Source organism: Bacillus sp. FSL W7-1346, assembly GCF_038593335.1.
GTDB lineage: Bacteria > Bacillota > Bacilli > Bacillales > Bacillaceae > Bacillus > Bacillus altitudinis.
The window spans coordinates 70,840-83,463 of record NZ_CP151988.1; the positions used below are offsets into that span (position 1 = coordinate 70,840).

The 12,624-nt window shown below is 41.8% G+C and carries 12 protein-coding genes and 2 tRNA genes; all 14 read left to right on the forward strand.

The window, feature by feature from the left end:
* The first annotated feature begins 63 nt into the window (after positions 1 to 63).
* On the forward strand, positions 64 to 372 hold the full coding sequence (gene yabP / locus NST09_RS00370; RefSeq protein WP_007496190.1) for a sporulation protein YabP: 309 nt from the start codon (positions 64 to 66) through the stop codon (positions 370 to 372).
* Positions 369 to 1,007, forward strand: a complete 639-nt coding sequence (yabQ, locus tag NST09_RS00375) for a spore cortex biosynthesis protein YabQ (RefSeq protein WP_007496188.1) — start codon at positions 369 to 371, stop codon at positions 1,005 to 1,007. The genes yabP and yabQ overlap by 4 nt, the downstream gene beginning before the upstream one ends.
* Positions 1,008 to 1,025: 18 nt before the next feature.
* Positions 1,026 to 1,400 (forward strand): septum formation initiator family protein, encoded by a 375-nt coding sequence (locus NST09_RS00380; RefSeq protein WP_017366439.1) that lies wholly within the window; start codon positions 1,026 to 1,028, stop codon positions 1,398 to 1,400.
* Positions 1,401 to 1,482: 82 nt separating this feature from the next.
* Positions 1,483 to 1,881: a S1 domain-containing RNA-binding protein gene (locus NST09_RS00385; protein ID WP_003217901.1), complete on the forward strand. Its 399-nt coding sequence runs from the start codon at positions 1,483 to 1,485 to the stop codon at positions 1,879 to 1,881.
* Positions 1,882 to 2,060: 179 nt separating this feature from the next.
* Positions 2,061 to 2,134 (forward strand) — tRNA-Met (locus NST09_RS00390).
* 25 nt (positions 2,135 to 2,159) lie between these two features.
* Positions 2,160 to 2,231 (forward strand) — tRNA-Glu (locus tag NST09_RS00395).
* A 203-nt stretch (positions 2,232 to 2,434) separates the two neighbouring features.
* A complete protein-coding gene (gene spoIIE / locus NST09_RS00400; RefSeq protein ID WP_035391551.1) occupies positions 2,435 to 4,918 on the forward strand; it encodes a stage II sporulation protein E in 2,484 nt (827 codons plus the stop codon).
* A gap of 76 nt (positions 4,919 to 4,994) precedes the next feature.
* Complete coding sequence (locus NST09_RS00405; RefSeq protein WP_057078742.1) at positions 4,995 to 5,729, forward strand: VWA domain-containing protein; 735 nt, start codon at positions 4,995 to 4,997, stop codon at positions 5,727 to 5,729.
* A complete protein-coding gene (locus tag NST09_RS00410; RefSeq protein ID WP_171464884.1) occupies positions 5,713 to 6,723 on the forward strand; it encodes a protein kinase family protein in 1,011 nt (336 codons plus the stop codon). Before NST09_RS00405 ends, NST09_RS00410 begins: the two co-directional genes overlap by 17 nt.
* A gap of 96 nt (positions 6,724 to 6,819) precedes the next feature.
* Positions 6,820 to 8,223: a tRNA lysidine(34) synthetase TilS gene (tilS, locus tag NST09_RS00415; protein ID WP_171464885.1), complete on the forward strand. Its 1,404-nt coding sequence runs from the start codon at positions 6,820 to 6,822 to the stop codon at positions 8,221 to 8,223.
* Between the two features lie 15 nt (positions 8,224 to 8,238).
* Positions 8,239 to 8,778: a hypoxanthine phosphoribosyltransferase gene (hpt, locus tag NST09_RS00420; RefSeq protein WP_007496175.1), complete on the forward strand. Its 540-nt coding sequence runs from the start codon at positions 8,239 to 8,241 to the stop codon at positions 8,776 to 8,778.
* A gap of 95 nt (positions 8,779 to 8,873) precedes the next feature.
* Positions 8,874 to 10,778: an ATP-dependent zinc metalloprotease FtsH gene (gene ftsH / locus NST09_RS00425; protein WP_008341822.1), complete on the forward strand. Its 1,905-nt coding sequence runs from the start codon at positions 8,874 to 8,876 to the stop codon at positions 10,776 to 10,778.
* Positions 10,779 to 10,941: 163 nt separating this feature from the next.
* Positions 10,942 to 11,718: a type III pantothenate kinase gene (locus NST09_RS00430; protein WP_008341820.1), complete on the forward strand. Its 777-nt coding sequence runs from the start codon at positions 10,942 to 10,944 to the stop codon at positions 11,716 to 11,718.
* A 15-nt stretch (positions 11,719 to 11,733) separates the two neighbouring features.
* Positions 11,734 to 12,609 carry an Hsp33 family molecular chaperone HslO gene (hslO, locus tag NST09_RS00435; RefSeq protein ID WP_007496169.1) on the forward strand — a complete coding sequence of 292 codons (876 nt, stop codon included), beginning with the start codon at positions 11,734 to 11,736 and terminating at the stop codon, positions 12,607 to 12,609.
* Positions 12,610 to 12,624 lie beyond the last annotated feature (15 nt).

Here is a 12,624-nt window from a genome sequence, read left to right on the forward strand (position 1 = left end):
AATGTCCCGCCTGTCACATACAATGCAGTAACAATGCAAGTATGAGATATGGGGGATGTATAAATGAATCAATATTATAATCAACCTCAAGGCACGAAGTTGTCATCAGAAGCCGAGCATCATGTCACAATGCGCAACAGAAAGCATTTAGATATTACTGGGGTCAAACAAGTCGAGAGCTTTGATAATGAAGAATTTCTGCTTGAGACTGTCATGGGAGTCCTCGCCATTCGCGGAGAAAATCTGCAAATGAAAAACTTAGATGTAGAAAAGGGCGTTGTGTCCATTAAAGGGCGTGTCTTTGACTTAATCTATGTAGATGAGCAGCACGGGGAGAAAGCTAAAGGATTTTTTAGCAAGCTGTTTAAATGACACTGACGGTCCAGTTTTATACGATGCTTTCGATGGCGGCGATGGGCATCTGGCTGGGCGCATCGCTGGATACGTACAAGCTGTTTGTGAACCGGGAAAAAACAGCAAAATGGCTGCTGGTCATTCACGACCTCCTTTTTTGGGTGGTGCAGGGTCTCTTATTCTTTTATGTCCTGCTGCTGACCAATGAGGGAGAATTCAGGCTTTATATTTTTCTAGCTGTTGCTCTAGGTTTCTCGATGTACCAGGCATTGATGAAACAGCTGTATATGAACATCCTCAAGTTTGTGATGAGGTGTATTTATCAGACTGTTCTCTTCCTGAAAAGGCTGATCATGTCGATGGTTTTCCAGCCCATTCGCTGGATCGTCGGTTTGATCATAAGTGCTCTTCTGTTCTTGTTCCACTCGCTCTTACGCCTTGTTCGTTTTGCGTTTCGACTCGTGTGGAAGGTGCTGTATATTGTTTGTTATCCGCTTATTTGGTTACTCAATGTGACCATTATTCATCGAATTCCCGAAAAATGGCGAACATCAATGAGGTTGTTTTTCTCAAAAGGAGCAGGAATTTTACAAGGGATCAAGAAATTATCTCGTACCATGAAAACGAAATGGAAACAATTCTGGACAAAGTAAGAGAGGAGGCCTTCATCCTTGAACGAGAGAAAAAGAAATATCGCACAAATTCAAAATGATTATCAAAAACAAATGGAACAGCAAGCGCAGCGCCTAAAACGCAAACGCCGGGGACTCCTTAGAAGGCTTACCGTGTTTGGAGTCATTGTGCTCATGTTTGCTGTTTTGGTAACAAGTGCCCTCTGGTCGCAATCGTCTGCATTGAAAGAAAAAGAAGAGAAGAAGGTTGTGCTTGAAAAAGAATTGAAGCAATTACAAACAAAGCAGGAAGATATTTCTGATGAAATCAAAAAGCTGAAAAGCAAAGAATACGTACTCGAACTGGCACGACGGGACTATTATATGTCTAAAAAAGGCGAAAAAATCTTTGATGTGGGCAATAAGAGCGATTAGCCTTGTTGACACTTAAAATTCAGTTTATGTATAATTGAACAAATGAGATTTTTTTATAAGTCTAAGGAGGAGCACTTTTTTTATGTCGATTGAAGTTGGCAGCAAGTTACAAGGGAAAGTTACGGGCATTACAAATTTTGGAGCTTTTGTGGAGTTGCCAGGCGGTTCAACTGGTCTCGTTCATATCAGTGAGGTAGCCGATAACTATGTAAAAGATATTAATGAGCATTTAAAAGTCGGTGAACAAGTTGAAGTGAAAGTGATTAACGTTGAAAAAGACGGTAAAATCGGCTTGTCCATTAAAAAAGCAAAAGATCGTCCTCAACAACAACAATCAAGACCGAGCAGAAATGATTTCCGTCCGAAGGAATCGTTTGAGCAAAAAATGAACAAATTCTTAAAAGATAGCGAAGATCGCTTAACATCTTTAAAACGTAACACGGAATCAAAACGTGGGGGGCGCGGAGCAAGAAGAGGTTAACTTGTTGCTGCTTTCTATATATTTTTCACAACAAAGCATCTGCTGTTTAGCGGGTGCTTTTTTTAAATACAAATTCAACGTTTTTTGTGCATTTGCCATTTAATTTAAAACTTTCTATTGACGGACAAGCGAATCCTTTGTATTATAGTTCTTGTGCTTCTTAGCGCATTTTACATTATGGCGGTGTAGCTCAGCTGGCTAGAGCGTACGGTTCATACCCGTGAGGTCGGGGGTTCGATCCCCTCCGCCGCTATCCTTTTAAAAAGAACAATAAGCAAGGCCCGTTGGTCAAGCGGTTAAGACACCGCCCTTTCACGGCGGTAACACGGGTTCGAATCCCGTACGGGTCATCTTCAAAACAGCTTTCTATAGGAAAGCTGTTTTTTTGTGCTTTCGTAAAATTCTGATGAAAGACATCGACTTTCAAGAAAGTATGCCTCTTTGGCAAATAAAGCGTCGAACGTTTTATGGAAACGACAACTTCTTTTGACAAAATTTCTTTTTCACCTTCGCTATAATGACAAGCAACGAATATCAGGTGGGGGATGAAAAGATGGAAAAACTAGAAAGAAGAACTGATTTAACGGGAGCCGGGTTTGAAAGAATCAGTGCAGGGTTAAAAAAGATGAAAAACCTGTTTCTTCATCATACGCATTCTCTTTTTTTCTATAAAGGGTTTATTTATGTTGTTCTGGGCTTTTTATTGGGACGAGCCTTTATCTTATCTGAAATTATGCCGTTTGCATTGCCTTTCTTTGGGTCCATGCTGCTCATTAAAAGGGATAAAGCGATGCTTGCTTGTCTTGCTTTACTCGCTGGAGCGATGACGATATCACCTCAAAATGCATTATTCGTGTTTGCGTCATTGATCGTGTTCCTCCTCATGTCAAAGGTCGTTTCATTTATCATCAAAGACCCGGTGAAAACATTACCGGTTGTGATTGTGCTCTCAATGCTGATAACCAGGGGAGCTTTTGTATACCTCGAGCAGGGTGCGGTTCAAAGCTATGACTATGTGATGGCAGGGGTTGAAGCTGGACTTGCCTTCATTTTGACACTGATTTTTCTTCAAAGTTTGCCGATTTTTACAGTCAGGAAAATCAAACACTCCTTAAAGGTTGAAGAAATTATTTGCTTTATGATATTAATCGCTTCAGTTTTAACAGGTCTGGCTGGGATCACATTTCAAGGAATGCAGGCAGAGCATATTTTGTCACGATATGTAGTGCTGAGCTTTGCCTTTATTGGAGGAGCGAGTATTGGTTGTACCGTGGGTGTTGTAACTGGATTAATTCTTGGTCTCGCCAACATTGGCAACCTTTATCAGATGAGTCTGCTTGCCTTTTCGGGCTTATTAGGCGGATTACTAAAAGAGGGGAAAAAAGCAGGAGCCGCCATCGGCTTGATTGTGGGTTCTTTACTAATCTCCCTCTACGGTGAAGGGTCAGCAGGGCTAATGACAACGCTATATGAATCACTCATCGCAGTTGCACTGTTTTTGCTCACACCACAGTCAGTAACGTCCAAGGTGGCAAAATATATTCCTGGTACGGTAGAGCATGTACAGGAACAGCAGCAATATGCCAGAAAAGTACGAGACGTGACAGCAAAAAAGGTAGATCAATTCTCTAATGTATTTCATGCGCTGTCTGAGAGTTTTGCGACATTTTACGAATCCATTCCTGAGGAAAAGAAGCAGGAAGAGGATGTAGATCTTTTTTTAAGTACGATCACAGAACGTTCCTGTCAAACGTGCTATAAGAAAAATAAATGCTGGGTGCAGAACTTTGATACAACCTATGAACTCATGAAACAAGTTATGCATGAATCTGATGAAAAAACGTACGAGCATAACCGGAAGTTGAAAAAGAAATTCAGTCAGCACTGCTCAAAATCAAAGCATGTAGAAGAATTGATTGAAGAGGAGATAGCTTACTATAAAGCAAATCAGACCTTAAAGAAAAAGGTCCAAGACAGCAGGCGCCTTGTGGCCGAACAACTGATGGGTGTTTCGCAAGTCATGGAGGATTTTTCCCGGGAAATAAAACGAGAAAGAGAGCAGCATTTTATTCAGGAAGAGCAGATGATAGAAGCACTTCAGAACTTTGGAATTGAAATTCAGCAAGTTGAAATTTATAGCTTAGAACAGGGAAATGTTGATATAGAGATGAGAATTCCCTATTGCCAAGGTCATGGGGAATGCGAAAAAATCATCGCTCCAATGCTCTCGGATATTTTAGAAGAACAAGTTTTAGTCAAAGCAGAGCAGTGTGCGGAGCATCCAACAGGTTATTGTCATGTTGTATTCGGTTCTGCAAAATCGTATCGAGTGTCTACAGGTGTAGCACATGCAGCGAAAGGCGGAGGATTAGTATCTGGAGACAGCTACAGCATGATGGAGCTGGGTGCAGGTAAATATGCCGCAGCTATTAGTGATGGGATGGGAAATGGAGCAAGAGCCCATTTTGAAAGCAATGAAACGATCAAGCTGTTAGAAAAAATCTTGGCGTCTGGTATTGATGAAAAAGTAGCGATTAAAACGATTAATAGCATTTTATCTTTACGGACAACAGATGAAGTCTATTCCACATTAGACTTATCCATCATTGATTTACAGGATGCGAGCTGTAAGTTCCTCAAGATTGGCTCCACCCCAAGTTTTATTAAACGTGGTGATCAAGTGATGAAGGTACAGGCCAGCAACTTGCCTATTGGCATTATTGATGAATTTGAAGTAGAAGTGGTGAGTGAACAGATGAAGGCAGGAGACCTCCTTATCATGATGAGCGACGGTATCTTTGAAGGACCAAAGCATATCGAAAATCATGATTTGTGGGTCAAACGAAAAATGAAGAGCTTTAAAACAGAAGATCCGCAAGAGATTGCTGATTTATTAATGGAGGAGGTCATTCGCACAAGAGCAGGTCAAATCGATGACGATATGACGGTTGTCGTCATTAGGCTCGACCACAATACACCAAAATGGGCATCCATTCCGACAGGTACATTCTATCTTCAGAAACAAGAGATTTCTTGAAATATCGTATAATATGAATTTCTTCTGGCGATGATGGGGATATAAGCATTCAGTTACAATCCCAGGAGGAATGAAGATGCGAAAAGGTCACGTAAACCAAATCTTACTGATTACAGATGGCTGCTCAAATCATGGGGAAGACCCACTTGCGATTGCCGCATTGGCAAAGGAGCAAGGGATCACAGTCAATGTCATTGGCATTATGGAAGAGAACAGACACGATCATGAAGCGATGAAAGAAGTAGAGGGGATTGCTCTAGCAGGCGGAGGCATTCATCAGGTTGTCTACGTTCAGCAATTGTCTCAAACCGTACAAATGGTTACAAAAAAGGCGATGACGCAAACGTTACAAGGTGTTGTGAATAAAGAATTGCAGCAAATTCTTGGCAAAGATACTGAAATTGAAGAACTCCCCCCAGATAAGCGTGGAGAAGTGATGGAAGTTGTGGACGAGCTCGGTGAGACTGTTCATCTTCAAGTGCTTGTGCTTGTGGATACGAGTGCAAGTATGAAACCGAAGCTGCCAACGGTCAAAGAAGCACTCATCGATCTCTCTATTAGTCTAAATTCGAGAATTGGTGAAAATCAGTTTGGGATGTGTGTATTTCCCGGGAAAAACTCAGATGCAGAAATTGTGTTGAACTGGACGCCTCGGTTCGATTCGTTATCATCAATTTTCCCGAAGCTGACAACAGGAGGAATTACACCGACAGGACCAGCAATTCGAGAAGCACTCCAGCATTTCAAATCAGTTCGTTCACGAAAAGGGCTGCTTGAAGCGAAGGAAAAACATGATGAATTCGGCTTCTAACATCCCATTAGGTACGATGATAAAGGGAAAGTGGCATCACCAACATTACCGCATTGTAAAAGAGCTGGGAAAAGGGGCGAACGGTGTGGTTTATCTGGCCGAATCGCCAAAGGGGCAAGTGGCCCTTAAAGTGAGTGATGACAGTATGCTCATTGCATCTGAAGTCAATGTATTAAAATCCTTTTCAAAGGCTCCTGTGAAAACCATGGGGCCTTCTTTTTATGATATGGATGATGCTCTTTATCCTGGTATGTCAGAGAAACGGTCGTTTTATGTCATGGAGTATGTCAGAGGGCCATTGCTGCTTGAATTTGTGAAACAAAAAGGCGATGAATGGATCGTCGTTCTCATGATTCAACTGTTGTCTAACCTTGCTCACTTACATAAGGAAGGCTGGATCTTCGGTGACTTGAAGCCTGATAATCTCATCGTTTCAGGCCCCCCAGCTACGATTCGATGTATTGATGTTGGAGGAACAACGAAGGCAGGAAGGGCGATTAAGGAATACACCGAGTTTTTTGACCGCGGCTACTGGGGCTTCGGTACAAGAAAAGCAGAACCTTCTTATGATCTATTTGCTTTAAGTATGGTCATGGTGAACTGTGCCTATAAAAAAGAATTTAAAAAAGGGGCAGAACCAGAAAAACAGCTTTATCGAGCGATTGAAGGACATCCTTTATTAAAGCGATATGAGAGGGTGTTAAAAGCGGCTCTCCAAGGCAAATTTCAATCAGCAGCAGACATGAAAAGCGCGATGCTGAAAGAAGGACAATTGCTTGCTTCAAGAAAATCACGACAAAAGAAGCCATCACAGCAAACTAGGCAAAAGCCAGCTGTTTCCCAACATCAACAGGCCGCACCTTCACGATCAAGAGTTGCTGCTGCGAAAAGAACATCAGTACGCAAAAAATCAGGCGGGCTTTTTGAAACCATTCTCATCTTATGCAGTGTGCTCGCTCTTTACTGTGCCTATGTGGTTTTATTCCTATTATAGAGCTGTAAAAAAGCAGGCTTCTTCTTTGCTTGGAGCTAATGAAAGTGATAGGATATGTATATCTTTAAATTACCTGCTCTTATTGAGGAGGAAGTTGTGAATAGAATTGAATCTTTTTTGAAAAAACATGATGTTTTCCTTGAAAATACGACAGTCATTGTCGGGGTTTCTGGCGGACCAGATTCTATGCTCTTGCTGCATGAACTAAACAAACGTCGAAAAGGTTCTTTTCAGCTGATTGCAGCCCATGTAGATCACATGTTCAGAGGAGAAGAATCCTTTGCTGATTTGGCATTTGTTGAAGCGTATTGTAAAGAGCATGAGATCCTTTTTGAATCGGCTCGTATACAGGTCACCCAATATGCAAAAGAAAACCGCTTAAACAAACAGGCAGCTGCAAGAGAGTGCAGATATGCTTTCTTTCGTCAATTGATGGAACAGTACAGCGCTCAATTTATAGCGCTTGCACATCATGGAGACGATCAAGTAGAAACAATGGTGATGAGGCTGACAAGAGGGACTGTTGGAATAGGACTCGCAGGTATGCAAGCAAAGCGCCCTTTTCAAGAAGGGTGGCTGATTCGTCCGCTGATTGGATATTCTAAGGATGATGTACTCGCTGCTTGCGAAAAAGAACAAGTTCCTTATGTCATTGATCAAAGCAATCACACCGATGACTACTTGAGAAACCGGATCAGAAGACACGTTCTTCCCGTGTTAAAAGAAGAGGCACCTCATGTGCATGAAAGCTTTCAGTTTGTAAGTGACATGCTGACTGAGGATGAGCAGTACTTGCAGGCATTAACAAAGGATCAAATGCATCAAGTCATTACGAATCAAACGCCAAAGCAAATTGAGATCAAAACGAAGCCTTTGCTTGACCTGCCTTTGCCTTTACAAAGAAGAGGCATTCAACTAATATTAAACTATCTTTATGAAAACACTCAATCAGCGTTTTCAAACCAGCATATTCTAGGGACTTTGGACTGGTTATCTCATACTGATCAACCGTCTGGATCATTAGATTTGCCAAAAGGTTTACAAGCTGTCAAATCTTATGATCACTGTATGTTTACCTTTGAACGATCGCTTGTCATAGATCAGTCATATACTCATCATTTAAAAGGTGAGCTTGGCGAGGAACTTTTTCTCCCGAATGGACAGTCTATCTTGGTATCAAATCATGTTCCGAAGGATGCACGGAACGGAAACCATTTTTTCTTGCTTCAAAAAGATCATGTTCGTCTTCCTTTGATCATTCGCTCACGAAAAAACGGTGATCGAATCAAACTTAAAGGGATGAATGGATCAAAAAAGGTGAAAGATATATTTATTGATAAAAAAGTGCCTCTTGCAGAAAGAGACAGCTGGCCGATCGTCACTGACTCGGATCATCAAATCATCTGGATCCCAGGTCTGAAAAAATCCGTTTTTGAAGAAATTGATATGACAAACAGCGATCTCATTGTATTACAATATAGACAGCACGAAAATTTGTAGGGGGCAAGCAAAAGCATGAAACAAGATATTGAAAAGATTTTGATCTCAGAAGAAGAGATCCAGCTAAAAGTGAAGGAACTGGGTGCAACATTAACCAGCGATTATGATGGTAAATTTCCCCTGGCTATTGGTGTTTTGAAAGGGGCTCTTCCATTCATGGCAGACCTGATCAAACACATTGATACATATTTAGAGCTTGATTTTATGGATGTATCTAGCTACGGAAAGTCTACCGTATCTTCTGGAGAAGTGAAGATCATCAAAGATCTAGATACTTCTGTTGAAGGAAGAGATATTCTAATTATGGAAGATATCATCGACAGTGGGTTAACTTTGAGTTATCTGGTAGAGCTTTTCCGATACCGTAAAGCAAACTCCATTAAAATTGTGACATTGCTTGATAAACCAAGCGGCCGCAAAGCAGACATCAAAGCAGATTATGTTGGGTTTGAAGTACCAGATGCATTTGTTGTTGGCTATGGATTGGATTTTGCCGAACGTTACCGAAACCTCCCGTATATTGGAGTGTTAAAACCATCTGTTTACGAAGGCTAATGAGCACACGTTTACATGAGGTTATTGGTTGTATTGGAATGATTTTCTATGATACTATTGAACATAGTTGTGCTTACTGTGGGAGGAGGTAAGGAATGAATCGGGTTTTTCGTAATACGATTTTTTATATACTTATTTTATTACTTGTGATAGGGGTTGTCAGTTGGTTAGGATCCCCTAATCAAAAGCCTGAGAACATGTCTTACAGCAAATTTTCGCAAAATTTAAGTGCGGGAAAAGTGGAGAGTATCTCCATTCAGCCTGTAAGAGGGGTTTATGAAATTCGTGGTCAATTAGATGGCGCGAAGAAAGATGAATACTTCATTACCCACGTTCCAGACGGTCAAGGAGTTGACCAAATTTACAGTGCACTGAAGAATACAGATGTAAAAGTAGAACCAGCACCTGAAACAAATGGATGGCTGCAAGTTCTGACAACCATCATTCCATTCATCATCATCTTTATCCTGTTCTTCTTCTTATTGAACCAAGCTCAAGGCGGTGGAAGCCGTGTCATGAACTTTGGTAAGAGTAAGGCGAAGCTTTACACAGAAGAGAAGAAACGTGTGAAATTTAAAGATGTTGCCGGTGCGGATGAAGAAAAACAAGAGCTCGTAGAAGTGGTTGAATTCTTAAAAGATCCACGTAAATTTGCGGAGCTTGGCGCAAGAATCCCTAAAGGGGTTTTACTAGTAGGACCTCCAGGTACAGGTAAAACATTGCTTGCGAGAGCATCTGCAGGAGAAGCAGGCGTTCCTTTCTTCAGCATCAGTGGTTCTGACTTCGTCGAGATGTTCGTCGGTGTCGGTGCATCACGTGTACGTGATTTGTTTGAAAATGCGAAAAAGAATGCACCTTGCTTAATCTTTATTGATGAGATTGATGCAGTGGGTCGTCAGCGTGGAGCAGGTCTTGGCGGTGGTCATGATGAGCGTGAACAAACGCTTAACCAGCTTCTTGTTGAAATGGATGGTTTTAGTGCCAACGAAGGGATTATCATCATTGCTGCAACGAACCGTGCAGATATCCTAGATCCTGCATTGCTGCGTCCGGGACGTTTTGACCGTCAAATTACGGTTGACCGCCCAGATGTCATTGGCCGTGAAGAAGTACTGAAGGTTCATGCGAAAAACAAACCGCTTGATGATACAGTCAACTTGAAAGCCATTGCAAGCAGAACACCAGGTTTCTCTGGGGCAGATCTTGAGAACTTACTAAACGAAGCAGCGCTTGTTGCTGCCCGTCAAAACAAAAAGAAAATTGATATGCGTGATATCGACGAAGCAACTGACCGTGTCATTGCTGGACCGGCTAAGAAAAGCCGTGTCATTTCGAAGAAAGAACGCAATATCGTGGCGTACCATGAAGCAGGTCATACCGTCATTGGGCTTATCCTTGACGAAGCAGACATGGTGCATAAAGTAACGATCGTTCCTCGTGGTCAGGCAGGCGGATATGCGGTCATGCTTCCAAGAGAAGACCGTTATTTCCAAACGAAGCCAGAGCTTCTTGATAAAATCGTCGGCTTGCTTGGCGGTCGTGTTGCAGAGGAAATTACGTTTGGTGAAGTAAGTACAGGCGCTCACAACGACTTCCAGCGTGCAACAGGCATTGCAAGAAGAATGGTCACAGAGTTCGGTATGTCTGATAAACTTGGTCCACTTCAATTCGGTCAATCACAAGGAGGTCAAGTATTCCTTGGCCGTGATTTCAACAATGAGCCGAATTATAGTGAAGCGATCGCTTACGAAATTGACCAAGAAGTTCAGCGCTTCATCAAAGAAAGCTACGAACGTGCGAAACAAATTCTCACTGAGAATAAAGATAAGCTAGAAATCATCGCACAAGCTCTTCTAGAAGTGGAAACATTAGATGCTGAACAAATTAAATCTCTTTACGAAACTGGAAAGCTTCCAGAGCGTGTATACGCAGATGACGAAGAGAAAAACGATGATGTGAAAGTGAACATCAAGAAAAAAGAAGAAGATGAGGAGATCTAATCTCTTTCTATAAAAAGCTGTCGGGCTCACCGGCAGCTTTTTTTATTTCGATTCATGAATGGATCGGTTTCGAATTGTTTACAAATGGAACTCAATTCGTGTATGGTATGATAGAAAGTCGAAAAATGCTCTTTTTGAGACACTATTCAAAGTGGTGATGAAGTTGTTACTCGTGATAGATGTAGGAAACACAAATACCGTTTTAGGTGTTTATCATAATGGCGATTTGAACTACCATTGGCGGATTGAAACAAGCCGTCATAAAACAGAAGATGAATTTGGTATGGCAATCCGATCCTTATTTGACTATGTAGGGCTAATGTTTGACCAGATAGAAGGGATTATCATTTCTTCTGTTGTCCCGCCAATGATGTTTGCTCTGGAAAGAATGTGCGAAAAGTATTTTCACATTACTCCTCAAATCGTTGGGCCTGGCATGAAGACTGGATTAAACATTATGTGTGACAATCCAAAGGAAGTCGGCGCTGATCGAATTGTGAACGCAGTGGCGGCCATTCACCTGTATGGGGCACCTCTCATTGTGGTAGACTTTGGAACAGCCACAACCTACTGCTATATCAATGAACAAAAACAATACATGGGTGGCGCAATTGCACCGGGTATTACCATCTCAACAGAGGCTTTATATACAAGAGCGGCTAAGTTGCCAAGGATTGAAATTGTTCGTCCGGATCATATCGTAGGGAAAAACACGATTAGTGCGATGCAATCAGGTATCCTGTATGGATATGTTGGTCAAGTCGAGGGAATAGTGAAACGGATGAAGCAGCAAGCCAAACAAACACCGAAAGTCATTGCAACAGGCGGTTTGTCTACATTGATTGGAAATGAATCAGACTGTATTGATATTGTCGATCCGTTCCTCACATTAAAAGGACTCCAATTAATTTATGAGCGCAATCGTGTCGGTGTATTATAGGAGGGTTTAATCAAAATGGATTATTTAGTTAAAGCGTTAGCATATGACGGGAAAGTCCGTGCGTATGCTGCGAACACAACAGATACAATCAACGAAGCGCAGAGAAGACACCATACGTGGCCAACTGCTTCAGCTGCAATCGGCAGAACCATGACAGCAACTGTCATGATGGGAGCCATGCTGAAAGGCGAGAATAAATTAACTGTCAAAATTGAAGGCGGTGGGCCGATCGGAGCCATCATTGCGGATGGAAATGCAAAAGGTCAGGTGCGCGGATATGTCTCAAACCCACAAGTTCACTTTGATTTAAATGAACATGGGAAGCTGGACGTTAGACGTGCTGTTGGAACATCTGGAACGTTAAGTGTTGTCAAAGATATCGGACTGAAAGACCACTTTACAGGGCAAACAGAAATTGTCTCAGGTGAAATTGGAGATGACTTTACTTATTACCTCGTCTCCTCTGAACAAGTGCCATCCTCTGTAGGTGTGGGTGTTCTTGTCAATCCAGATAACTCGATCCTTGCAGCAGGCGGTTTCATCATTCAATTGCTGCCTGGAACAGAAGATGCAGTCATCGAAAGACTCGAAAAGAGATTATCAACCATTGAACCAATCTCTAAACTGATTGAAAAAGGGATGACTCCTGAAGAAATTTTAGAAGAAGTGCTCGGTGAAAAACCTCAAATTTTAGAAACTGTACCTGTCGAATTTTCTTGTAACTGCTCAAAAGAACGGTTTGCCAACGGTATTATCAGCCTAGGGAAAGCCGAAATTGAGGATATGATTGAACAAGACGGACAAGCAGAAGCTCAATGCCATTTTTGTAACGAAACGTATGTATTTACAAAAGAAGAGCTAGAAGAGCTACGTGAAGAAATAACCCGCTAAGCTCTAAGCAGCGGG

Excerpts from the sequence above, each read along its gene's own strand:
- yabP (WP_007496190.1), top strand. The coding sequence starts at position 64 with ATGAATCAATATTATAATCAACCTCAAGGCACGAAGTTGTCATCAGAA.
- yabQ (WP_007496188.1), top strand. The coding sequence starts at position 369 with ATGACACTGACGGTCCAGTTTTATACGATGCTTTCGATGGCGGCGATG.
- NST09_RS00385 (WP_003217901.1), top strand. The coding sequence starts at position 1,483 with ATGTCGATTGAAGTTGGCAGCAAGTTACAAGGGAAAGTTACGGGCATT.
- spoIIE (WP_035391551.1), top strand. The coding sequence starts at position 2,435 with ATGGAAAAACTAGAAAGAAGAACTGATTTAACGGGAGCCGGGTTTGAA.
- NST09_RS00405 (WP_057078742.1), top strand. The coding sequence starts at position 4,995 with ATGCGAAAAGGTCACGTAAACCAAATCTTACTGATTACAGATGGCTGC.
- NST09_RS00410 (WP_171464884.1), top strand. The coding sequence starts at position 5,713 with ATGAATTCGGCTTCTAACATCCCATTAGGTACGATGATAAAGGGAAAG.
- hpt (WP_007496175.1), top strand. The coding sequence starts at position 8,239 with ATGAAACAAGATATTGAAAAGATTTTGATCTCAGAAGAAGAGATCCAG.
- ftsH (WP_008341822.1), top strand. The coding sequence starts at position 8,874 with ATGAATCGGGTTTTTCGTAATACGATTTTTTATATACTTATTTTATTA.
- hslO (WP_007496169.1), top strand. The coding sequence starts at position 11,734 with ATGGATTATTTAGTTAAAGCGTTAGCATATGACGGGAAAGTCCGTGCG.